At 39.2% G+C, this 23,995-nt stretch carries 15 protein-coding genes, 13 tRNA genes, 3 rRNA genes and 2 riboswitches; of the genes, 4 read left to right on the top strand and 27 right to left on the bottom strand.

Annotation, left to right across the window (positions count from 1 at the left end):
• Positions 1-250 precede the first annotated feature (250 nt).
• Positions 251-1,921, top strand: a complete 1,671-nt coding sequence (locus tag IGL56_RS04170; protein ID WP_429861290.1) for a PucR family transcriptional regulator — start codon at positions 251-253, stop codon at positions 1,919-1,921.
• A gap of 54 nt (positions 1,922-1,975) precedes the next feature.
• Here IGL56_RS04170 and IGL56_RS04165 read toward each other — a convergent pair whose 3' ends face one another.
• The 4 genes from IGL56_RS04165 to IGL56_RS04150 all read right to left on the bottom strand — a co-directional run bounded on the left by IGL56_RS04165 (position 1,976) and on the right by IGL56_RS04150 (position 5,399).
• Positions 1,976-2,401 (bottom strand): universal stress protein, encoded by a 426-nt coding sequence (locus IGL56_RS04165; RefSeq protein WP_002358161.1) that lies wholly within the window; start codon positions 2,399-2,401, stop codon positions 1,976-1,978.
• Positions 2,401-3,999, bottom strand: coding sequence for an Nramp family divalent metal transporter (locus tag IGL56_RS04160; RefSeq protein WP_002396580.1), 1,599 nt, complete (start codon positions 3,997-3,999; stop codon positions 2,401-2,403). The genes IGL56_RS04165 and IGL56_RS04160 overlap by 1 nt, the downstream gene beginning before the upstream one ends.
• A 268-nt stretch (positions 4,000-4,267) precedes the next feature.
• A complete protein-coding gene (locus IGL56_RS04155; RefSeq protein ID WP_002403045.1) occupies positions 4,268-4,783 on the bottom strand; it encodes an AAA family ATPase in 516 nt (171 codons plus the stop codon).
• A gap of 46 nt (positions 4,784-4,829) precedes the next feature.
• On the bottom strand, positions 4,830-5,399 hold the full coding sequence (locus IGL56_RS04150) for an adenylyl-sulfate kinase (RefSeq protein ID WP_002386031.1): 570 nt from the start codon (positions 5,397-5,399) through the stop codon (positions 4,830-4,832).
• A gap of 240 nt (positions 5,400-5,639) precedes the next feature.
• Positions 5,640-5,807, top strand: a riboswitch (M-box (ykoK) riboswitch).
• Between the two features lie 41 nt (positions 5,808-5,848).
• Between IGL56_RS04150 and IGL56_RS04145 the strand changes: the two genes are divergently transcribed.
• The 3 genes from IGL56_RS04145 (at position 5,849) to IGL56_RS04135 (ending at position 9,044) form a co-directional block, all read left to right on the top strand.
• Positions 5,849-7,621: an ABC transporter permease subunit gene (locus IGL56_RS04145; protein WP_002384764.1), complete on the top strand. Its 1,773-nt coding sequence runs from the start codon at positions 5,849-5,851 to the stop codon at positions 7,619-7,621.
• A gap of 88 nt (positions 7,622-7,709) precedes the next feature.
• Entirely contained in the window at positions 7,710-8,489 is a 780-nt protein-coding gene (locus IGL56_RS04140; protein WP_002360638.1) for an ABC transporter ATP-binding protein, read from the top strand.
• Positions 8,490-8,551: 62 nt separating this feature from the next.
• Positions 8,552-8,719, top strand: a riboswitch (M-box (ykoK) riboswitch).
• Positions 8,720-8,783: 64 nt separating this feature from the next.
• A complete protein-coding gene (locus tag IGL56_RS04135) occupies positions 8,784-9,044 on the top strand; it encodes a hypothetical protein (protein ID WP_002358168.1) in 261 nt (86 codons plus the stop codon).
• A gap of 17 nt (positions 9,045-9,061) precedes the next feature.
• On the opposite strand, the gene IGL56_RS04130 is transcribed toward IGL56_RS04135, so the two are convergent.
• The 23 genes from IGL56_RS04130 to pfkA all read right to left on the bottom strand — a co-directional run bounded on the left by IGL56_RS04130 (position 9,062) and on the right by pfkA (position 23,828).
• Positions 9,062-9,145, bottom strand: a tRNA-Leu gene (locus tag IGL56_RS04130).
• A 13-nt stretch (positions 9,146-9,158) separates the two neighbouring features.
• Positions 9,159-9,229 (bottom strand) — tRNA-Cys (locus tag IGL56_RS04125).
• A gap of 25 nt (positions 9,230-9,254) precedes the next feature.
• Positions 9,255-9,326, bottom strand: a tRNA-Gln gene (locus tag IGL56_RS04120).
• A 14-nt stretch (positions 9,327-9,340) separates the two neighbouring features.
• Positions 9,341-9,413 (bottom strand) — tRNA-His (locus IGL56_RS04115).
• Positions 9,414-9,449: 36 nt separating this feature from the next.
• Positions 9,450-9,523, bottom strand: a tRNA-Trp gene (locus IGL56_RS04110).
• 4 nt (positions 9,524-9,527) lie between these two features.
• Positions 9,528-9,608, bottom strand: a tRNA-Tyr gene (locus IGL56_RS04105).
• 5 nt (positions 9,609-9,613) lie between these two features.
• Positions 9,614-9,686: transfer RNA gene (locus tag IGL56_RS04100), tRNA-Phe, on the bottom strand.
• 45 nt (positions 9,687-9,731) lie between these two features.
• A tRNA-Asp gene (locus IGL56_RS04095) sits at positions 9,732-9,807 on the bottom strand.
• A 10-nt stretch (positions 9,808-9,817) separates the two neighbouring features.
• Positions 9,818-9,890 (bottom strand) — tRNA-Val (locus IGL56_RS04090).
• 27 nt (positions 9,891-9,917) lie between these two features.
• Positions 9,918-9,989 (bottom strand) — tRNA-Glu (locus IGL56_RS04085).
• Between the two features lie 17 nt (positions 9,990-10,006).
• Positions 10,007-10,095: transfer RNA gene (locus IGL56_RS04080), tRNA-Ser, on the bottom strand.
• A 43-nt stretch (positions 10,096-10,138) separates the two neighbouring features.
• A tRNA-Asn gene (locus IGL56_RS04075) sits at positions 10,139-10,212 on the bottom strand.
• 6 nt (positions 10,213-10,218) lie between these two features.
• Positions 10,219-10,334 (bottom strand): 5S ribosomal RNA (rrf, locus tag IGL56_RS04070).
• Positions 10,335-10,430: 96 nt separating this feature from the next.
• A 23S ribosomal RNA gene (locus IGL56_RS04065) occupies positions 10,431-13,343 on the bottom strand.
• A 176-nt stretch (positions 13,344-13,519) separates the two neighbouring features.
• Positions 13,520-13,592 (bottom strand) — tRNA-Ala (locus IGL56_RS04060).
• Positions 13,593-13,671: 79 nt separating this feature from the next.
• Positions 13,672-15,232 (bottom strand): 16S ribosomal RNA (locus IGL56_RS04055).
• Together the 16S, 23S and 5S rRNA genes with 13 tRNA genes alongside form the textbook arrangement of a ribosomal RNA operon.
• Before the next feature lie 643 nt (positions 15,233-15,875).
• Positions 15,876-17,384: a HAMP domain-containing sensor histidine kinase gene (locus tag IGL56_RS04050; protein ID WP_002363430.1), complete on the bottom strand. Its 1,509-nt coding sequence runs from the start codon at positions 17,382-17,384 to the stop codon at positions 15,876-15,878.
• Between the two features lie 10 nt (positions 17,385-17,394).
• The gene (locus IGL56_RS04045; RefSeq protein ID WP_002355954.1) at positions 17,395-18,081 is read right to left on the bottom strand and encodes a response regulator transcription factor; all 687 of its coding nucleotides are present in this window, start codon (positions 18,079-18,081) and stop codon (positions 17,395-17,397) included.
• 157 nt (positions 18,082-18,238) lie between these two features.
• A complete protein-coding gene (gene gndA / locus IGL56_RS04040) occupies positions 18,239-19,660 on the bottom strand; it encodes an NADP-dependent phosphogluconate dehydrogenase (protein ID WP_002355953.1) in 1,422 nt (473 codons plus the stop codon).
• A gap of 204 nt (positions 19,661-19,864) precedes the next feature.
• Positions 19,865-20,044 (bottom strand): 50S ribosomal protein L32, encoded by a 180-nt coding sequence (rpmF, locus tag IGL56_RS04035; protein ID WP_002355952.1) that lies wholly within the window; start codon positions 20,042-20,044, stop codon positions 19,865-19,867.
• A gap of 56 nt (positions 20,045-20,100) precedes the next feature.
• Positions 20,101-20,670, bottom strand: coding sequence for a YceD family protein (locus IGL56_RS04030; protein WP_002363429.1), 570 nt, complete (start codon positions 20,668-20,670; stop codon positions 20,101-20,103).
• A 373-nt stretch (positions 20,671-21,043) separates the two neighbouring features.
• Complete coding sequence (gene pyk / locus IGL56_RS04025; RefSeq protein ID WP_002355949.1) at positions 21,044-22,801, bottom strand: pyruvate kinase; 1,758 nt, start codon at positions 22,799-22,801, stop codon at positions 21,044-21,046.
• A 64-nt stretch (positions 22,802-22,865) separates the two neighbouring features.
• Positions 22,866-23,828 carry a 6-phosphofructokinase gene (pfkA, locus tag IGL56_RS04020; RefSeq protein WP_002355947.1) on the bottom strand — a complete coding sequence of 321 codons (963 nt, stop codon included), beginning with the start codon at positions 23,826-23,828 and terminating at the stop codon, positions 22,866-22,868.
• Between the last annotated feature and the right edge of the window lie 167 nt (positions 23,829-23,995).

Raw genomic sequence — 23,995 nt, 5'->3', positions numbered from 1 at the left:
AAGTAGCTGAAACAATAGTAAAAGCATTAAAAATTAAGTATACTATTGCTATATCTTTAAACGATGCGTTTCTATAGGTTGTAAGCGCTGATTGTTCTTATTTGGTCATTTGTGACTACCAATCACGTAATGACTTGGAACTTTTTTCTATTAGTATAAGGATACCTTATTTTCCCTAAAATAGTTTTGTAACATCTTACAATAAATACACTTAATTTTTAGATAATTCATACAAAAGGAGGCCTTGCTAATGATGACGGTCAATGATCTACTCCATGCAGAAGAACTACCTGGTTTAACCTTATTGACGCACGAGACCAATTTAGATGCGCCAATTCTACAAGCAAATATTTTAGAAAATCCTGATGCTTTTGACTGGTTAACGCCAGGAGAAATTTTATTAACTACCGGCTATATTTTCAAAGATCAGCCTTGCTTGCAAAAACGTCTTATTCAAGAACTAGCAAATATGAACTGCGCTGCTCTAGGCTTTAAAGTCCAACGTTATTTCAATGAAGTTCCACAAGAGATGATCCAATTAGCGAATGACGTCGGATTACCAATTCTCTCAATCCCTTATAATTACAACTTTTCTCAAATTATTTCATTGGTCAATCGCCGAGTCAATCAACCTGACGAAACGATTAGCCAACATTCTGTTCATATGCATAATAAATTTTATACAATTATCAAAGCTGGCGGAAAAAGTACCCAATTACTGGAAGTATTAAGTGCCGCGATTCAAGCGCCTGTAATGCTTTTAGACGAGCGTTTTCAGATTATGAATCATTTTGATTTACCTGATGCGCCAACAAGAATCACCAGTATTTTAAACAACGCGACTCTCAAAAAACAGTTTGAGACAGCTTTAAAAGCCCAGAACAATGAGCTCCTATTATTTTATAAAGAACCATTGACTGTTGAATTTTCCTTAGCGAACCATCAGTTATCTTTGCGAATTTTACCCATCAAAAAGAAAAATCTCAGCTTATCTTACTTAGTGATTTGGCAAACTACCAAAAAATTACAGACGATTGATTTATTATCTGTAGAGGTCTGTGCTCACTACCTTTTACCACAACTTCAATTAGAATCTTCGGAAAATTTAACAACGAGGCAAAAGATCGGGGCGCTGTTTCAAGACCTTATCCAAGAAAAAAATACCAATCCTCAAGCTTGGCAAGAATTTAGTAATTATCTGCAATTAAATGAAAAAGATACATTTAGTCTCTTGCTTGTAGCCATTGAACAATTGGAACAACTGTTTAATCCGACTATTCAAATGAATAGCATTGGCCATCAATTGAATCATATTTTAGAAGGATATCGACAAAAAATTACTGCCTTTCCTACACAAACTGGCTTTATTTTATTACTAGAAAATCCAGCGCAAGAGGAAGCCACCTACCTTGCACAAACCACTCGTCTTGCCAAGAATTTACTAGAGCAACTAATGAAACTGAATCCAAAATTATCATTTAAATTAGCGATTGGGCCAACTGTCAAAAAAATCACCAATCTGTGTGATTCTTATAAATTAGCACAAGAAACATTCCACTTAGCACAAGCAAGTCAAGAATTACAACAACGAACTATTTTGAATTATGACGACCTCTTTTTTTATCGTTTAATGATCGAAACCCTGACCAAACAAGCCAAACAAAAAATATATCAACGATTGATTGAACCATTAGAAAAAGAAGATCAAAAACATGAAAGTTCCCTACTAGAAACCATCAACACCTACTTTCAATCGAATAAAAATATTTCGTTGACTGCCACAAATATGTATGTACATCGTAATACAATTATTTACCGCTTAAAAAAAATAGAAGAGATTCTTCACTTAACTTTAGAATTTCCTGATAGTTCGCTACAACTAAGTTTGGCTGTTTATTTATATAAACAAAAATTACTATAAAAAGGCCACCACGAATAGTAAATCGTGGCGGCTTTTTTAACTGTTTCAATTTTGTTAGCGAATAATCATTACAGAAATCGGTGCATATCGAGCCATATAAGCTGCTTGGCTACCAAAAAAGCTTTTTAATTTGCTAGTTGACTTGGAGCCAATAATTAACAAATCTGGTTTATTCAAAGGAATAAGCTTATTAATAATTAATTCTCCTGGGTTCCCTTCATTGACAATTACACTTACTTTATCGATGCCATTCGCTAACGCTTCTTGTTGATATTTTTCCGTTTGTTTCTCTAATTTCGCCAACTGTTCTTGCCAATAATTTTTATCTAACGATTGGTAAACATTAATCTCTTTCTCTTCTAAAATCGAAACAATAACCAATTCAGCTTGTTCTTCTTTTGCTTTTTGGATAGCATAATGAAATGCTTTTAACGCATCTGGCGACTCTTCAACACCAACCATAATTTTTGAAAATTTCATTATTTAACCTCCTCTACTTGTTGCTCCATAGCTGCAAGCTGCTGTGCATATCGTTTATCGCCTTTATATAATTCCACAACCGTCCAAACTAACAAGAGGATGACGAGTGCTATGATGACATAGGCGATATTATCGGCTAACGTAATTTGACTCGCTGTCGGATTATCACCGAAAAATCCTTCAATTTGATCAGGTAAGCCTTTCATATTGAGGTAAATTAAGCCAATGACAGAAACCCAGCCTAACAATTTAATTAACCACGAGTTTTTAAAATGTTCACCCATTTCAACACAGCTATCTGTAAACATCAGTAAAGGCAACATCGAAAATGGCAAAGCAAATGCTAGAAAAACTTGTGAATTGTTCATTAAATTATTAATCGCAATATGCTCCTCCACTGTACTTTTTCCGCTGGTCATTAAAACACAAATTAAGACAGGAATAACAGATAACAAACGTGTGACCATCCGACGTAACCAAATTGGTACGCGCATATGAATAAACCCTTCCATAATAATTTGACCAGTTAAGGTTCCTGTAATTGTTGAATTTTGTCCTGATGCCAATAAGGCTACCGCAAATAAAATTGATAAAATTCCAGAACCTGCAATATGCGCTAAAATAGAATTACTCATAACCGCTGGATTTGATAAAGCATCAAACAAACCAAAGAATGAAGGATCTTTGACACTGCCGGATTTAAAAACGGCCACACCCATAATCAATAACAAAGAGTTAACAAAAAATGCCATCGTTAATTGAATATTAGAATCCCAAGTTGAAAAGCGTAAAGCGCGTTGAATATCGGTTTTATCTTTACGATCAATTTTACGACTTTGCACAACAGAAGAATGTAAATACAAATTATGAGGCATCACTGTTGCACCAATAATCCCCAATGCACCTGTCAATGGCGTTTGCCCATTCACCGCATGTGATGTAGAAAAAGCTTCTGCGCTAGGAACCAGCCCTTTAATTACATCTCCCCATACTGGATTTGACAATGCCACTTGATAAGCAAAAATCACAAAAATAACAACAATTAAAGCAACAACAATAGCTTCAATTTTTCTAAAACCAATTTTTGTCAATAACAACAAAAGTAAAACATCAAATACCGTAATGAAGACAGCCAGACCTAAAGGAATATGAAATAATAAATATAAGGCAATTGCGCCCCCGATAACTTCAGCGATATCTGTAGCCATAATTGCTAACTCTGTTAAAATCCATAATACAATACCTAACGTCTTACTAGTTCTAGCACGAATCGCTTGTGCTAAATCCATCTGTGAAACAATGCCTAATTTAGCAGCCATATATTGGAGCAACATTGCAATCAAACTGGAAATTAAAATAATCGACATCAATAAATATTGAAAATTTTGTCCCCCAGTAATTGAAGTAGACCAGTTTCCTGGATCCATATACCCCACTGCTACCAATGCCCCTGGACCTGAGTAAGCAAATAACGTTTTCCAAAAACTCATATTTTTAGGCACGTCGATGGTGCCATTAATTTCTTCAAGCGAAGGACCATTTGCATATTCAATCAAATGATGTCTTTGCTTTGGTTCATGTTCTTCTGAATTTTTCAATTCAATTCCTTCTTTCGTTTTGCAATAATTTTAAAAGGCCCTTCCCGTTAGAAGGTTAACCTCTAATATATTTTAGGTACACCTAAAATATACTGCTAAAAATAACAAAATGCAAGACTTGAAAGAAAATTTTGACAGTGTAAAAATAGATTGTCGTAAATGTGCGATCTTAAAGTTTGAAGAAATCAGGGTAGCTGGTAGTTGATTATCTTAAGAAGTAGAAAATAAGGGACCTAAGTCATTTCGGCTTAGGTCCCTTATTTTATTTTTATTCGGTTATTCTATTAAGAATGGATGCTACAATTTCTGTCGTGTCAGCTGAATGATTTCTAAAAATCTCGGTAAACTTAATCTGACGAAAACCTTCAAATACTTCGGGCAACTTATTTTTCCCCCATTCAAAAGTTCCATCATTTCTTTTCAATAATCTCTGTAAAATTTCTTCTTTCTCGACCGCTAACAAAAAATGATAAACGTCAATGCCAGCTCGTCTCAAATAACCAATCAGCTCTTCTTCATATTCTTTTTTATAAAGGGTCATTGGAACAATAATCGGCCGTCCAGACTCTTTGGACATTCGTTTTAATAAATGAGCATTCCAGCAACGCCATTCCTGATACTCTTGAAAATCATTTTCTTTCATTTCTTCGGGAACTAACTCCATCAATGCACTACCAATAATTTCTGGATCATAAATGATTGCATTGGGAAGTTTTTGTTGTAACTCATGTGCAATGGTCGTTTTTCCGGCTCCAAACGCACCGTTTAACCAAATAATCATCATAATTTCCTTTCTTCTGAACAAATTTCTTTGTTGTTTAATTTAGGTGCTAGATTACTTTTAATTTTTTTAGCTTTTGTATTTGTTCATCTACGCTATGTGTGCCATCTAAAAGATAGTCTGAACTTACTGATACATTTTTTTCATGTTCTATAAATAGCGGTCTAACATTATTTAAATAGTTATGGGCCCACTTAATAATACTTTCTCCTTGAGAATAAGAATAATCTCTAATCACTTGGCGAGCAAAACAAACATCTAATGGCGTTTTCAGGTAGATCACAATATCAATAAAAGGCTTCAAATCATCGTGTAAATAGCCAAATGGAAAGTCTATAAAAATATAATTAAATTTGCCTTGAGCATTCACAGAAAAAAAGTCTTTCATTAACTGGGTAATATCGAATAAATTGACTGCAACGTTGAAATTTTTTAATAAAAAAGCATGGGATGGTGCCGATGGCAAAGCATCAATACTATAATCATCGAATGAAAGTACATAAGCATTTTCAACAGTATCAGATAAAGCATTAATGAGTGTCGTTTTTCCACTTGCTGTCACACCGCTAATTACTATCACTTTTGTTTTCAATACACTACCTCCCAAAATTTTATCCATTCACTTATAGTTACTACTTACATCTTTAACAGTAAACGAGACAAACTAAAAATACAACATCCTATGCTATTCACCTCGGGTTATATAACATACTCATCTGATAATTTCTCCCTAAAAAAACAGAATGTGGGCAATCTTTTTAAGAATCATTGAATAGAATAACAACAAACAGTAATTCAGGTATAACCAGCTAGAAATTGTTTTATTTTTAGTCACGAGTATGATAAGCATGTAAATCAAATAGAATCATATTAGGTGAGGTTACTCTGAAGAACACAGGTTATCGCTCGGAAATGTCGAGAGACAGTAACGAGTAAAGCAGGGATTGTCGAATTAAGGCTTTCCTAAGATAACTAGAATTTTTTTCTTACGTCTCAGAAAGCCAAAGCTCAATTATTGTGATTACCCTATAATCTTCTTTTATTCGGCGACCTCTTTAATATGATTAATTGGAGGTTTTTAAATTGAAAGCTGTCACTGCATCATCTAAGAAAAATACCCTACTTGCTAAAAGTATCGGGAATCTTACCTTGCTCATCATTTTAGGCATTTTCATTTTTATCATCGTCTTCTCTTGGCTAAAAATGAATCGCCCTCTCCACACCCTTCCCTCAGAAGAATTCCTCGCAACACCAAGTAAAACAGATGATTTCTTATCTCCATCAAATCTTTTTTACTTTTCAATTCGAACCATGTTTCGAATGATTGTGGGTATGGCTTGGTCCTTCCTGTTTTCCTTTGTTTTTGGTATTTTAGCCGTAAAATATAAAACGGCAAGAAGAGTCATTTTACCATTAGTTAATTTCCTTGAATCCGTTCCATTACTAGGATTTTTAACCTTTACAACTGCTTGGTTACTTGGTTTATTTCCAGGAAATGTGATGGGCGCAGAAGCGGTTGCTATTTTTGCCATCTTCACAGGTCAAGCTTGGAACATCATGTTGACTCTTTATCAAATAATGGAAGTTATTCCTTCAGATCTAGTCAATGTGACCGATCAGTTCAAGTACAATGCTTGGGAAAAATTTTGGCGGCTTGAATTTGTTTACTCAATTCCTGGCTTACTTTGGAACGTTATTATTTCTCAAACTGCGGCTTGGTTTGCCTTGGTGGCCAGCGAGCAAGCTTCTGTTGCCTTTCCTAAAGAAACCAACCTTTATTTACCAGGAATTGGTTCTTATATCCAAGTAGCATTAAATCGAGCCGACTTTAAATCCTGTTTATGGGCTGTTTTTGCCTTATTAATCAATGTGGTGATTTTAAACTTTTTAGTTTTTCAACCTTTAGTTCGAGCCACTTATTATTTTAAATATGAAACAGATGTCGAAAGTACAACGCCACCTAAATCCATCATTTATCATTTATTAAAAAAAGCAACTTTAACGAAATACTTTTCAAAAGCTTTTGTGAAATTCAGTCATTTTTGGATTTACGATTTACCAAAAGTTTGGTACTTTTTCAAGCTAGACTATCTCTATCGATTACTAGCAAAATTACGCCATTTCTTCAAAACATTATGGTATGTCAGCTTAACCATTATTGGGGTTTATTGTTCTATTAAGCTCTATCATTTCTTGCCCCATCAAGATTTCAGCATGATTCCTAGATTAACCCTTTATACTACGCTACGGGTTACCTTGGCTATGGTCGTTGCTGGCATTATCTTTACTCCCTTAGCAATCTGGGTTGCGAATGATAATCGGCGCTTAAGTATCGTTCAACCGATTGGACAAATTTTAGGCTCCATTCCGTCAAATGTTTATACTCCATTCATTGTGTTGATTATTAGTATGGGCTTCAACAAATTAGAATGGTGGATTTTACCACTCATCATGGTTGGTTGCCAATGGTATTTTTTCTTTAATGTAATTGCTGGCTACTTAGCCATCCCTGATGATATTCGTGACGTAACCAAACTTTTTAAATTATCTAAATGGCAATGGTGGACAAAATTTTTGATCCCTTCTATTTTACCTTACCTCATTACAGCAATTATTAACGCTGCTGGTGCTGCTTGGAACGCTGATATCGCAGCAGAAAGCATTCAATGGGGCAAAAAATCAATAGATGTTACTGGCCTAGGACAATATATTGCGGCAAACGATGGCGTAAAAGATAAATCTGCCTTAGGAACCTTAGCGATGTGTTTCGTTGTTGGTTTATGTATTGCCTTTGTTTGGCAACCTTTATATCGAGCAGCAAAACAAAAATTTCACTATTAATAGCTGGACGACTCAACTCGACTAAATTTTTAAGATAAACTAGAGAGGAGAACGATAGGTGATTTCCCTTGACCTATCTAATAAGACGATGGAAAATAAAGAATTATTAAGCATAAAATCAGTATATAAAGAATTTGAAATTGAAGGACATTCAGAACATTTAAAAGTCCTTGAAAATATTGATTTAACAGTTAAAACGAATGAATTTTTAAGTATTATCGGACAATCAGGAACAGGAAAATCAACGTTGCTCAGAAGTATCGCTGGACTTCTTCGTACAACTAGAGGTGAAATTACTTTTGAAGATAAAATCATTAATGAGCCTGATGCCAATATCGGCATGGTTTTTCAACATTTTGCCCTTTTTCCTTGGTTGACAGTTGAAAAAAATATCAGCTTTGGCTTAGAAAACCGTAAAGAAATTTCTCGCGAACAAATAAATAAAAGAGTCAGTAATCTCATTGAAATGATTGGTTTAACTGGTTTTGAAAAAGCTTATCCCAGAGAGTTATCTGGTGGAATGAAACAGCGTGTAGGCTTTGCTCGTGCTTTAGCCATCGAACCTAGCTTATTGCTCTTAGACGAACCTTTTTCAGCTTTAGATATCATTACAGCCAGCCAATTATCTAACGATTTATTAGAAATTTGGCTAAACAATCAAATTGCGACTAAATCAATTGTGATGATCACGCATGATGTTCAACAAGCAGTTCAACTTTCTGATCGGGTTGTATTAATGGATGCAAATCCTGGTCGTATTGCCAAAATTTACTCAATCGATATCCCCAGAAATCAACGTTCGCCAAAAACAACCATTGATATTGTAGAACAAATAACAGAAGAAATGGTTCGTCGCATTCATTTGTAAATAGAACTGTTTTGACTTCTGCTTATGTCTTGACAAAGAGTTACTTAAAAGACTATTATTTCTTTGTAATAAGTTAGGTGAGGCTCCTATACAAACATAAGCTATTGCTCAGAAATGTCGAGAGACACCAATGAGTAGAACAAGACTGGTCGAGGAGAAGGCTTTTCTCAAAATAGCTAAGAGTGATCTTTACGTTGTATAGTGCTAAAGCTCAACGTTCATGTTGATGTATCTTTTTAGTCTCTAGTTAATCAGTTAAGTACTTTTATTTAAAATTAAGAGAGGAGTGAAAGTATGACTACTATGTTAGCAATCATTGGAACTGTTGCAATCATCACAGTTCAAGTTATTGAATATAATATGACAGAAATTCATATTCCTACTGCAGGAACATTTAATGACGACGATGCAGAACCCCCACATTCTTCTGTAACCCTTGTATTTATTCGCACTATACTTATCACTCTCTCACTTAACTTTCCATCTCATTTTTTTGAGATGGTTTTTTTATGTATTCGAGAAAATAATAAACAAAAAAGACTGTTAAATCAATGATTTAACAGTCTTTAGTATACCGGCGGCCGGGGTCGAACCGGCACTCCCGTGAAGGAACTGGATTTTGAGTCCAGCGCGTCTGCCAATTCCGCCACGCCGGCAAGATATTTTGGAAGGCGGTAACCGGATTTGAACCGGTGATGAAGGTTTTGCAGACCTCTGCCTTACCACTTGGCTATACCGCCATATTCCATTTTTGTTACAAAAAAACTGGGGTAGCTGGATTCGAACCAACGCATGACGGAGTCAAAGTCCGTTGCCTTACCGCTTGGCTATACCCCAATAAAATTACAAAGGGCGACCGATGGGAATCGAACCCACGAATGCCAGAGCCACAATCTGGTGTGTTAACCACTTCACCACGATCGCCGTAATCTTAAAAAGTGTATCTATTAAATAATTAAATGGCAGGGGCAGCAGGAATTGAACCCACACCAACGGTTTTGGAGACCGTTGTTCTACCTTTAAACTATGCCCCTAAAATGGAGGAAAGTGGATTCGAACCACTGAACCCTAAGGAACGGATTTACAGTCCGTCGCGTTTAGCCACTTCGCTATTCCTCCATAAATGGCGTGAGACAGAGTCGAACTGCCGACACACGGAGCTTCAATCCGTTGCTCTACCAACTGAGCTACCACGCCTAAAACAAAAGCTTGTTCAAATAATTTTCAAGTAACAACATTAAATGGCGGTTCCGACGGGATTTGAACCCGCGATCTCCTGCGTGACAGGCAGGCATGTTAACCCCTACACCACGGAACCAACCGAGTAATGGAGGTTAACGGGATCGAACCGCTGACCCCCTGCTTGTAAGGCAGGTGCTCTCCCAGCTGAGCTAAACCTCCAAAAAGGAATGTTACTATTAAAATAAATGACCCGTACGGGACTCGAACCCGTGTTACCGCCGTGAAAGGGCGGTGTCTTAACCGCTTGACCAACGGGCCAGTTTGTAAATATGAAACGGAGAGTAAGGGATTCGAACCCTTGAGACAGTGTTTACCGCCTACATGATTTCCAATCATGCTCCTTCGGCCTCTCGGACAACTCTCCATAGCTGAAAGAAGCACATACTCATGATATTTCATATGTTAAACTCCGGCAGTAGGACTCGAACCTACGACATCATGATTAACAGTCATGCGCTACTACCAACTGAGCTATGCCGGAATAATCGCGTGGCGACGTCCTACTCTCACAAAGGGAAACCCTTCACTACAATCGGCGCTAAGAAGCTTAACTTCTGTGTTCGGCATGGGAACAGGTGTATCCTTCTCGCTATCGCCACCACACTGGGTGTTGTTTCTTATTGAGTTGAATCTTCATTCACTCAAAACTGGATTGAAGTTTGAATCAAAATAACCAAGTTGCTTTTACTTATCCATTCTTTGGTTAAGTCCTCGACCGATTAGTATTGGTCCGCTCCAACTATCACTAGCCTTCCACTTCCAACCTATCTACCTGATCATCTCTCAGGGGTCTTACTTTCTTAAAGAAATGGGAAATCTCATCTTGAGGTGGGCTTCACACTTAGATGCTTTCAGCGTTTATCCCTTCCCTACATAGCTACCCAGCAATGCCCTTGGCAGAACAACTGGTACACCAGCGGTAAGTCCATCCCGGTCCTCTCGTACTAAGGACAGCTCCTCTCAAATTTCCAACGCCCGCGACGGATAGGGACCGAACTGTCTCACGACGTTCTGAACCCAGCTCGCGTGCCGCTTTAATGGGCGAACAGCCCAACCCTTGGGACCGACTACAGCCCCAGGATGCGACGAGCCGACATCGAGGTGCCAAACCTCCCCGTCGATGTGGACTCTTGGGGGAGATAAGCCTGTTATCCCCAGGGTAGCTTTTATCCGTTGAGCGATGGCCCTTCCATGCGGAACCACCGGATCACTAAGCCCGACTTTCGTCCCTGCTCGACTTGTAGGTCTCGCAGTCAAGCTCCCTTCTGCCTTTACACTCTTCGAATGATTTCCAACCATTCTGAGGGAACCTTTGGGCGCCTCCGTTACCTTTTAGGAGGCGACCGCCCCAGTCAAACTGCCCATCTGACACTGTCTCCCACCACGATTAGTGGTGCGGGTTAGAGGGTTCATAACACAAGGGTAGTATCCCACCAGCGCCTCCTCCGAAACTAGCGTTCCGGTCTCATCGGCTCCTACCTATCCTGTACATGTGGTACAAACACTCAATATCAAACTACAGTAAAGCTCCATGGGGTCTTTCCGTCCTGTCGCGGGTAACCTGCATCTTCACAGGTACTAAAATTTCACCGAGTCTCTCGTTGAGACAGTGCCCAAATCGTTACGCCTTTCGTGCGGGTCGGAACTTACCCGACAAGGAATTTCGCTACCTTAGGACCGTTATAGTTACGGCCGCCGTTTACTGGGGCTTCAATTCTGAGCTTCGCCGAAGCTAACCCATCCTCTTAACCTTCCAGCACCGGGCAGGCGTCAGCCCCTATACTTCATCTTACGATTTTGCAGAGACCTGTGTTTTTGATAAACAGTCGCTTGGGCCTATTCACTGCGGCTGACCGAAGTCAGCACCCCTTCTCCCGAAGTTACGGGGTCATTTTGCCGAGTTCCTTAACGAGAGTTCGCTCGCTCACCTTAGGATACTCTCCTCGACTACCTGTGTCGGTTTACGGTACGGGCAGTTGTTTTCTCACTAGAAGCTTTTCTTGGCAGTGTGACATCAGGAACTTCGCTACTATTATTTCGCTCCCCGTCACAACTTGTCCTTAGAGAGTAAAGCATTTAACTCTACTCAAGACTCATTGCTTGGACATGCACTTCCAATCGCATGCATTCCTTAGCCTACTGCGTCCCTCCATTGCTCAAACAAAAACAACTGGTACAGGAATATCAACCTGTTGTCCATCGCCTACGCCTATCGGCCTCGGCTTAGGTCCCGACTAACCCTGGGCGGACGAGCCTTCCCCAGGAAACCTTAGTCATACGGTGGACAGGATTCTCACCTGTCTTTCGCTACTCATACCGGCATTCTCACTTCTAAGCGCTCCAGCCGTCCTCACGATCGACCTTCAACGCCCTTAGAACGCTCTCCTACCACTACACCTAATGGTGTAGTCCACAGCTTCGGTAATATGTTTAGCCCCGGTACATTTTCGGCGCAGGGTCACTCGACTAGTGAGCTATTACGCACTCTTTAAATGGTGGCTGCTTCTAAGCCAACATCCTAGTTGTCTGTGCAACCCCACATCCTTTTCCACTTAACATATATTTTGGGACCTTAGCTGGTGGTCTGGGCTGTTTCCCTTTCGACTACGGATCTTATCACTCGCAGTCTGACTCCCGGATATAAATGAATGGCATTCGGAGTTTATCTGAATTCGGTAACCCGAGATGGGCCCCTAGTCCAAACAGTGCTCTACCTCCATCATTCTCAATTCCGAGGCTAGCCCTAAAGCTATTTCGGAGAGAACCAGCTATCTCCAAGTTCGTTTGGAATTTCTCCGCTACCCACACCTCATCCCCGCACTTTTCAACGTACGTGGGTTCGGTCCTCCAGTGCGTTTTACCGCACCTTCAACCTGGACATGGGTAGATCACATGGTTTCGGGTCTACGACTACATACTCATTCGCCCTATTCAGACTCGCTTTCGCTGCGGCTCCGTCTCTTCGACTTAACCTCGCATGCAATCGTAACTCGCCGGTTCATTCTACAAAAGGCACGCCATCACTCATTAACGAGCTTTGACTTGTTGTAGGCACACGGTTTCAGGATCTATTTCACTCCCCTTCCGGGGTGCTTTTCACCTTTCCCTCACGGTACTGGTTCACTATCGGTCACTAGGGAGTATTTAGCCTTGCGGGATGGTCCCCGCGGATTCCGACGGAATTTCTCGTGTTCCGCCGTACTCAGGATCCTCCTAGGTGTTGTCAGCATTTCGTCTACGGGGCTTTCACCCTCTTTAGCGGAATTTTCCAAATCCTTCAACTATACTAACAGACTACCATATCGGAGTCCTACAACCCCAACAAGCAAGCTTGTTGGTTTGGGCTCTTCCCGTTTCGCTCGCCGCTACTCAGGGAATCGAATTTTCTTTCTCTTCCTGCAGGTACTAAGATGTTTCAGTTCTCTGCGTCTACCTCTAATCAGCTATGTATTCACTGAAAAGTAATATCCTATAAAAGATATTGGGTTCCCCCATTCGGAAATCTCTGGATCATAGCTTACTTACAGCTCCCCAAAGCATATCGGTGTTAGTCCCGTCCTTCATCGGCTCCTAGTGCCAAGGCATCCACCGTGCGCCCTTATTCACTTAACCTTATCAACCTTACGGTTGGGTCTTGATCACTTCTTCTAGCGATAGAAGGTTAATCAATAAATAAGCAATTGAACTTATTAAAAAACTCATTCAACGCGGTGTTCTCGGTTTGTTTTGATTCTTTTTACTTCAATATCCAGTTTTCAATGAACGAATCTGATAGCAAAAGCTATCAATGGAGCCTAGCGGGATCGAACCGCTGACCTCCTGCGTGCAAAGCAGGCGCTCTCCCAGCTGAGCTAAGGCCCCGAATTTATTTGATTGAGAGTAGACCTCTCAAAACTGAACAAAGTAAAGACGAAATGTGTATTTCCGTAATATTCCTTAGAAAGGAGGTGATCCAGCCGCACCTTCCGATACGGCTACCTTGTTACGACTTCACCCCAATCATCTATCCCACCTTAGGCGGCTGGCTCCAAAAAGGTTACCTCACCGACTTCGGGTGTTACAAACTCTCGTGGTGTGACGGGCGGTGTGTACAAGGCCCGGGAACGTATTCACCGCGGCGTGCTGATCCGCGATTACTAGCGATTCCGGCTTCATGCAGGCGAGTTGCAGCCTGCAATCCGAACTGAGAGAAGCTTTAAGAGATTTGCATGACCTCGCGGTCTAGCGACTCGTTGTACTTCCCATTGTAGCACGTGTGTAGCCCAGGTCATAAGGGGCATGATGATTTGACGTCATCCCCACCTTCCTCCGGTTTGTCACCGGCAGTCTCGCTAGAGTGCCCAACTAAATGATGGCAACTAACAATAAGGGTTGCGCTCGTTGCGGGACTTAACCCAACATCTCACGACACGAGCTGACGACAACCATGCACCACCTGTCACTTTGTCCCCGAAGGGAAAGCTCTATCTCTAGAGTGGTCAAAGGATGTCAAGACCTGGTAAGGTTCTTCGCGTTGCTTCGAATTAAACCACATGCTCCACCGCTTGTGCGGGCCCCCGTCAATTCCTTTGAGTTTCAACCTTGCGGTCGTACTCCCCAGGCGGAGTGCTTAATGCGTTTGCTGCAGCACTGAAGGGCGGAAACCCTCCAACACTTAGCACTCATCGTTTACGGCGTGGACTACCAGGGTATCTAATCCTGTTTGCTCCCCACGCTTTCGAGCCTCAGCGTCAGTTACAGACCAGAGAGCCGCCTTCGCCACTGGTGTTCCTCCATATATCTACGCATTTCACCGCTACACATGGAATTCCACTCTCCTCTTCTGCACTCAAGTCTCCCAGTTTCCAATGACCCTCCCCGGTTGAGCCGGGGGCTTTCACATCAGACTTAAGAAACCGCCTGCGCTCGCTTTACGCCCAATAAATCCGGACAACGCTTGCCACCTACGTATTACCGCGGCTGCTGGCACGTAGTTAGCCGTGGCTTTCTGGTTAGATACCGTCAGGGGACGTTCAGTTACTAACGTCCTTGTTCTTCTCTAACAACAGAGTTTTACGATCCGAAAACCTTCTTCACTCACGCGGCGTTGCTCGGTCAGACTTTCGTCCATTGCCGAAGATTCCCTACTGCTGCCTCCCGTAGGAGTCTGGGCCGTGTCTCAGTCCCAGTGTGGCCGATCACCCTCTCAGGTCGGCTATGCATCGTGGCCTTGGTGAGCCGTTACCTCACCAACTAGCTAATGCACCGCGGGTCCATCCATCAGCGACACCCGAAAGCGCCTTTCACTCTTATGCCATGCGGCATAAACTGTTATGCGGTATTAGCACCTGTTTCCAAGTGTTATCCCCCTCTGATGGGTAGGTTACCCACGTGTTACTCACCCGTCCGCCACTCCTCTTTCCAATTGAGTGCAAGCACTCGGGAGGAAAGAAGCGTTCGACTTGCATGTATTAGGCACGCCGCCAGCGTTCGTCCTGAGCCAGGATCAAACTCTCATAATAAAAGTTAGAACAATCTTGCGATTGTTAAGCTCAATTTGTTTGCTAGCATATTGCTTGCTTGTTAAAAATGTTTGTTGTCTTGAATTGAATCAAGACGCCCTACACATTTGGTTCGTCTATTCTTTGTTCAGTTTTCAAAGGTCTACGTTACCTCGCAGCAACTTTTATATCATAACAAACTTTCGTTCGAATGTCAATAACTTTTTTTAAAAAGTTTTTTAAGTTGTTTTGCTCGGTTGTTGTTGTCTGTTGTGACAACTTCTATATCTTATCATTATCTCAGTTGTTTGTCAACAACTTTTTAAAACTTTTTTGTTATTTTATAACAAGTTTTTTTGATCAAACGATTGATTTAAAAGCAATCTCTTTAACGACTTTGTTATTCTAACATGTTATTTATCTTTTCGTCAAGAAAAATTTTTAACTTTTTAAAACTTTTTTCTTAACGAACTGTTTGTCAGAACAGATATTAATATACCAAGGATTTTTCTAAAACGCAACTATTATTTTGCAGAAAAATAACATTTTTTTCAATTTCGAACGATGAATATTTTCTGCAAAGAAAACATTCGTTTCTTTATCTTATAATCCCTTTTCTCTTACTTAAATGTTCGTTAATCATTCGTAAAAAAAGCAACGTACTTTATTGTACGTTGCTCTCTTCTTTTATTCCAGCGATTGGAATAAAAATTCTAAAGATCGTTCCTTGATGCAATACGCTTTCTGCATCAATACGTCCTTTATAGTTTTCGACTAATTGTTTTGCAATCGATAGTCCTAAGCCATTACCGCCTTTATTTCTTGCACGGGCTTTATCTACTCGATAGAATCGATCAAATATTTTCTCCAAGTCTTCTTCAGTGATTCCTTCACCAAAATCTTGCACAGCTATTTCAAATTCATTCATCGTTCGAGAAATGGAAATATGCACTTCTTTTCGATCTGTTGAATATTTAATCGCATTATCTAATAGAATAATTAGCAATTGTTCAAAGTGATTACGATAGATTTTCAGTTCAACTTCGGTTGGTAAATCGTCATCTAACGTGATATGAAACTCAGGATAAACCAATTGGAAGTTATTAAATACTTGGTAGACTACTTGTTTAGCATCTGTTCGTTCATTTGCATATTGGGTGTCCACTTGTTCAGCGCGTGAAAGGTCAAGCATTTCTTGGACCAAACTCTTCATACGACTAATTTCTTGTAAACTGGCCTTTAATGATTCATCTAAAATTTCAGGATCGTCTTTCCCCCAACGATTTAAAAGGTTTAAATGGCCTTCCATAATCGCAACGGGCGTTCTTAATTCATGGGAAACATCTTCAACAAACTGCTCTTGTTGTTCGATATAGCGTCTCATACGATCTAACATTTCATTAAAGATTTCCGAGATATCTGCTAACTCATCTCTCGTATTAATCTCCGGCATGTGGACATCTGATTGCGGGTCTTTGCGGATTGTATCCATCGTGTCTCTCAATACTTTTAATGGTTTTAAGAAATAAGAAGAGAGGATAAAGCCTAAGACACTACTTACAATCAGAGAAATCACTTCTAAAACTACAAGTGTTAATAATAAATGATTACGAATTTCATAAAAAGAAGAAAGTTCATAAAACGCTTGAATATAGCCAATCTTTTCTCGTGTTTCTTTTGAAAAAATAGGTTCCACGGAATAAAAACCGGTTTTATCAAAAACAGTTCGAACAACAGGTAATTGTCGATCCAATTGTAATAACTTATCATATTCATTTTGTGTTTTAAAAACTAGCTTTTGGTTTGTGTCATACACAGATAAATAAAGTTCTGGTTGTCCTAGTTCAGATATGAAACTGTCCATTTCCATAAACGAACCTTCTACTGCTGTATGCTTATTATAGTAGTTTTCATCTCTTTCACTCGGCGTTTTTAAATAGTCAAAAACGTCTGTTACCGTTAAATTTTCATTGGCATTAGCTAATCGATTTGTTACTTCTGCAATCGTTGCTTCGACATTTTCCTTTTCTTTGGCAACAATAAGACTGACAGAAGACTTATAGGTAATCACCGCAAAAATGGTAAAAACTACAAATATAAAGAAAGAACTTGCGAAAGCCCACTTTATAGTTAAAGATGGGCCTTCCAGTTCTTTTTTAATCGTTCTTTTCATTAATTAGTTCTCACGAACGCATAACGTAGCCAGTTCCACGGACAGTTTGGATGTAGCTTTCTTCTCCAGGTACGTCAATTTTATTTCGCAAGTAGCGGATATATACATCCACAACGTTTGTTTCTACTTCTGTTTCATAGCCCCAAACTTTATTTAGTAACACATCACGTGCCAAGACAACGTTCACGTTTTCCATTAGCGTTAATAGTAATTCGTATTCGCGTTTTGTTAATTCAATCATTTCAGAATTACGACGAACGACACGATTTTCTTTTTCAATTGTTAAGTCACGATATGTAATCGTTGTTTGTTTTGCAACGTTTTTATCGCCCTCAATATCAATACGACGAAGTAACGCACGTAAACGAGCTAACAATTCTTCAATTGCAAATGGTTTAACAATATAATCATCCGCTCCATGGTCTAAGCCAGAAACACGGTCAATTACTGAATCACGCGCAGTCATCATAATAATTGGTGTATTTTTCACTTGGCGAACACGGCGACATACTTCTAATCCATTTAATTCTGGTAACATCAAATCAAGAAGGATAGCATCCCATTCGTTGTTAAGAGCGGCTTCCAATCCTGTACGACCATTGTAGTGTACTTCTGTCGTATACCCCTCATGTTTTAATTCAAGCTCAACGAATCTCGCTAAGTTCTTTTCATCTTCAATAATTAAAATGTTGCTCATTTGATTAATTGTCCTTTCTCTTTAAAAGCTATACTCAAGCTCAACCTTTTTACTCCTTACTACTTATTAGAGAATTACTACTCAATCTGTCTGGTTCTTTTTTAAGCCACAGTAAAACCATGAGCATGGTGAGCCACACTCATGGTCTCCAGCGTGTTTATTCTTCGTTGTACCAGCTGTAATGGTAGATTCCTTCTTTGTCTGTGCGTTCGTACGTATGAGCACCGAAGTAATCACGTTGTGCTTGAATTAAATTCGCTGGTAAGCGATCTGAACGATAAGAATCGTAATAAGCAATTGCAGATGAGAATGTTGGTACAGGAACACCTGCTTGAACAGCAATCGCAACAACTTCACGAACGGCTTGTTGATATTTTTTCGTAATTTCTACAAAGTATTCATCTAACAACAAGTTTTCAAGTGCTGGATTTTTTTCATATGCATCGGTAATTTTTTGTAAGAATTGTGCACGGATAATACAACCTGCTCGCCAGATTTTTGCAATTTCACCAAATGGCAAATCCCATCCGTATTCTTCAGAAGCTGCACGGAGTTGTGCAAAACCTTGCGCATAACTCATTAATTTACTAAAGTATAATGCTTCGCGAATTTTTTCAATCAATTCTTTTTTATCGCCTGCAAAGTTAAAGGCTGCAGGTTTTGATAAAATGCCACTTGCTTTTACGCGTTCTTCTTTGTAAGCCGAAATAAAACGTGCAAATACTGATTCTGTAATTAATGGTAATGGTACGCCAAGATCTAACGCACTTTGGCTTGTCCATTTACCTGTTCCTTTGTTGCCTGCTGCATCAAGAATAACATCAACGATTGGTTGGTCGGTTCCTTCATCATCTTTACGTGTCAAAATGTCAGCCGTGATCTCGATAAGGTAACTGTCTAATTCGCCTTCGTTCCATTCTTTGAAAATCTCTGCCATTTCATCAACAGATAAACCTAAGATTTGTTTCATTAAGTCGTAGGATTCAGCAATTAATTGCATGTCCCCATATTCAATCCCATTATGAACCATTTTTACATAATGTCCAGCACCATTTGGGCCAATGTAAGTCACACATGGTTCACCGTCTTCTGCTTTAGCTGAAATTTTTTCAAGAATTGGCGCAACTAACTCATACGCTTCTTTTTGTCCACCAGGCATGATAGATGGTCCTTTCAAGGCTCCTTCTTCTCCGCCAGAAACGCCAGTACCAATAAAGTTAATTCCTGAGTTTGCTAGTTCTTCATTACGTCGCATTGTGTCTTTGAAGAACGTATTACCGCCATCAATTAAGATGTCGCCTTTATCAAGGTGTGGTAACAATTCTTGGATTGTCGCATCTGTTGCAGGTCCAGCTTTAACCATCAACATAATTCGACGAGGTTTTTCAATTGCATTCACAAATTCCTCAATTGAGTATGTTGCTTGAAAGTTTTTGTCAGGATGTTCTTCAACCACTTCTGTTGTTTTTGATCCTGTACGGTTATACAGCGCAACTGTATAGCCTCTGCTTTCAATGTTTAAAGCAAGATTTTTTCCCATGACAGCCATGCCGACTACGCCAAATTGTTGTTTTGTCATTTTATGACCTCCTATATTATAATCAACGAAAATTCTATGAGCATTCTCTTATAATCCTCACTATTATAACGCACTATCTTTCATATGAAAACAATATAGTGCCAATAAATTTCCAATTTCTTCATATTTTCTTAAAAAAATACAAATCCCCTAGGCTCCATGGTTAGCCTAGGGGATTCAACATTTCAAAAAATGTTTTTATGCTTATGCTTCTTTAGACATTACGTCTTTTCCATCGTAGTGACCACATGCTGGACATACGTGATGGCTTTTTTTCATTTCACCACAGTTTGAGCATGCATTTAAGCCTTTGATTGTTAATTTGTAGTGTGTGCGACGTTTTGCTTTTTTCGCTTTAGAAGTTCTTCTAGCTGGTACTGCCATTGTTGTTCCACCTCCTTGTAAAGATGCGTGTATTTACATACACAATATATTCCAACCTAGCTGTTATCTTCCTCTTCAGCATTATCGCTGAGTAATTCTGATAGTTTAGCCAGACGAGGATCCACTGTTTGTTCTGCTGCTTTCTGCTTACTTTCCAAATATGCTTCTTCTGAAATCACTTCCCAGTCATTGCCACTTGGCATTTCTTGACTGTTTTGTTCTTCTTCCGTAAGCACTTGAATTGGAATGGACAATAGAATGTTGTCTTCGACAGATTCATCTAAATCAATTGTTGGCTTGTCCAATAAAATAATCTCTTCAGCTGCAAATCGTTCATCTCTTGTATCCATTTGTTCTTTTGTCATAAAGACTTCATCGACCGTGATTTGCATTGGCAAAGCCACAGGTTCTAAAGAACGGGATGAAGGAACGGTTACAGTTACCTGAATAGTGTAATGAAGTAAATATTCTGATTTATTGACTGCTAATAAGCCTTCTACTTTGATTGGACTAACATCCAACAAGGTATCATCTCGTTGAAGAAGCTCTTCTTTAAGATGCAATGTTTCTGAAAACACTAGCGGCTCTTCTTTGTATTTATTTAATTCTAACAAAGACCACTTCATAATTATCACTCCTAAGCAACAAAAGCTATTATACAGGGGTATGAAAGCTTTGTCAATGAAATTTTCTTGACAGCCCTTTCTTATTTCCTGTTTTTCTTTCGTTTTTTTTATAATTGTTTTTCTGTTGAAGATAACTTAGCGCTTATTTAATTAAATAACAAAATTTTTGTGTGAAATAACATAAATAATTTAAAACTCAGACATAATTTTACTATTTGCGCCCAACTCTTTATTTACTGAATACGTGTTTTCTGAACATTTCATACCACTGTCTTCCTTGTAAAAAAAGCTGAGACAAACTGACGAATCGGTTTGTCCCAGCTTTGCGTCCGAGTACATATTGCTTAAAATCAAATGATTGAATTAATTAGACTTAGATAGCTGTTGTTGCTCCGCGGTAAACAATACCACGACGAGGATCAACAGTAATCACTTCGTCATTATTAATTAATGATGTTGCATCTGCAGCACCTACGATAACTGGAATATTTTGCGCAATCGCTACAACAGCTGCATGAGAAGTTAAACCACCTTCTTCAACAACTAATGCTGATGCTTTTTCAATTGCAGGCATGTATTCTTTATCTGTTGTTTTTGTAACTAAAATAGCTCCTTCAGTCGCTTTAGCAACTGCTTCTTCAGCAGTTCCTGCCACAACGGCTTTTGCAATAATTGCTTCTTCGCCGACACCTTGACCTTGAACTAATTTAGAACCGATCATTTGAATTTTCATTAAGTTTGTTGTGCCTTTTTCGCCAACTGGAACACCAGCAGTGATAATGATTAAATCACCTTCTGAAGCATAACCTTCTTCTTGTGATACTTTTGAAGCTAAATTAAACATTTCATCTGTGCTTGATGGTTTGTCAGCAACTGTTGCGTAAACACCCCATGATAATGATAAGCTACGTGCTTTTTGTTCTGAGAACGTAATTGCAACGATATGTGCTTTTGGACGGTATTTAGAGATCATACGTGCTGTATGGCCTGATTCTGTTGCCGCAACGATTGTTTGGATACCCAAGTTACGTGCTGTATGACCAACAGATTGTCCGATTGCTTCAGTCATATCTGTTTTGCTATATAATTTCAATGCGAATGAATCTTGGTTAACTAATGTTTCTTCTGTACGAACTGCAATACGAGCCATTGTTTGAACAGCTTCTAATGGGTAATCCCCTGCTGCAGTTTCGCCTGATAACATTACTGCATCTGTTCCATCGTAGATTGCGTTTGCTACGTCATTTGCTTCCGCACGTGTTGGACGTGGGTTACGTTGCATTGAATCTAACATTTGTGTTGCAGTGATAACTGGTTTACCTAAAGCATTACATTTTTTAATTAAAGCTTTTTGGACAACTGGAACATCTTCTGTTGGAATTTCAACACCCATGTCACCACGAGCAACCATTAAACCATCAGAAACTTTTAAGATTTCATCGATATTATCGATACCTTCTTGGTTTTCGATTTTAGGAATGATTTGGATGTGTGTTGCGTTTTCTTCTTCTAAAATTTTAGTGATTTCTAAAACGTCAGAAGCACGACGAACGAAGCTAGCTGCGATAAAGTCAATTCCTTGACCAATTCCGAAACGGATATCGTTAGCATCTTTTTCAGTGATCCCTGGTAAGTTTACAGAAACGCCTGGTACGTTAACGCCTTTTTTGTTTTTCAAGACGCCTTCGTTTTTAACAACTGTTACGATTTCGTTTGCATCACGGTCGATATCAGTTACTTCTAAATCGATTAAACCATCATCTAAAAGAATGTGTGAACCTACGTTTACATCATTGATTAATTCTGGATAAGTGATTGAGAATTTTTCATTTGTTCCTAAAACTTCTGTCATAGAAATACGTACTGAATCACCAATTTTCATTGTGATTGCGCCATTTTCCATGTCATTTGTGCGGATTTCAGGACCTTTTGTATCTAGTAAGATCGCTACGCGTTTCCCTGTAATTTTTACAGCTTCACGAATGTTTTTAATACGAGCACCATGCTCTTCGTAGTCACCATGTGAAAAGTTCAAACGGCAAACATTCATACCTGCATTAATTAAGTTTACTAGCATATCAACGGATTCACTAGCTGGTCCAATCGTACATACGATTTTCGTTTTTTTCATTACTAAAACGCTCCTATTCCAAATTTGTTTATACAAAGCTAATAAGATTAGCTAATATACAAGATTAAAAAGAAATTTCATGATTTAACTCATAAAGAGATAAATCTGGTTTGTGTTTATTGTTTTCTAACGTGTCAATAATATCAGCTGCAACTACTTGGTTATCTAACATACCGATACATAAACCGCCTTTGCCTTCTTTTAGAAGTTCAACAGCATATGACCCAAATTTACTTGCTAATACACGGTCACGAGCACTTGGCGAGCCCCCACGAACCACGTGTCCTAAAATTGATACACGCGTATGGAAATCACCGTATTCAGAAAGTTTATCAGCAAATTCATTTCCGCCCATTACGCCTTCTGCTAAAATGATTAAGCAATGTTTTTTCCCGCGGTCGCGGCCTTCTTGAATACGTTTGGCAACGTTTTTCATATCAAAATCATGTTCAGGAATAATGATTTCATCTGCTCCGCCTGCCACGCCTGACCACAATGCGATATCACCAGCGTTACGTCCCATTACTTCGATAACGAATGTACGAACATGAGAAGTCGCTGTATCACGAATTCGGTCAATTGATTCCAAAACAGTGTTAATCGCTGTATCAAAACCGATTGTGAAATCTGTTCCAGGAATATCATTATCAATCGTTCCAGGAATTCCAACAGCGGGGAAACCACGTTTTGTCAAAGCCATTGCGCCATGATAAGAACCGTCTCCACCAATAACAACTAAGCCTTCAATACCGAATTTTTTCAATTGTTCGATTCCTTTTAATTGCCCTTCTTCAGTAGCAAATTCAGGATAACGAGCAGAGTACAAGAATGTTCCACCACGTTGAATCTTATCGCCAACGTCAGCAACATCTAAACGACGGATGTCGCCTGCGACTAAACCGGCAAATCCATAGTTAATACCGTAAACTTCGATTCCATCAAAAATACTTTTGCGTACGACTGCACGAATTGCAGCGTTCATTCCAGGGGCATCTCCCCCGCTGGTTAAAATACCAATGCGTTTCATTCGCTATTTCACCTCATATAATATACTTTCAACTGCCAAAAGAAACCTTTTCGCAAAAATTGATATACAAAAATATTACGTCATTCATTTTACCATTAAAGAACCAAAATGTCTTGAGTTAAGAAGAAAAAAATGAAAAAAGTTGAAAACAACTAGTATTTTTTACC

Source organism: Enterococcus sp. DIV1316a (assembly GCF_050536915.1).
Classification (GTDB): domain Bacteria; phylum Bacillota; class Bacilli; order Lactobacillales; family Enterococcaceae; genus Enterococcus; species Enterococcus faecalis.
Note: the sequence above shows the minus strand (reverse complement) of the source record. Positions and strands in the feature narration are given on the sequence as shown.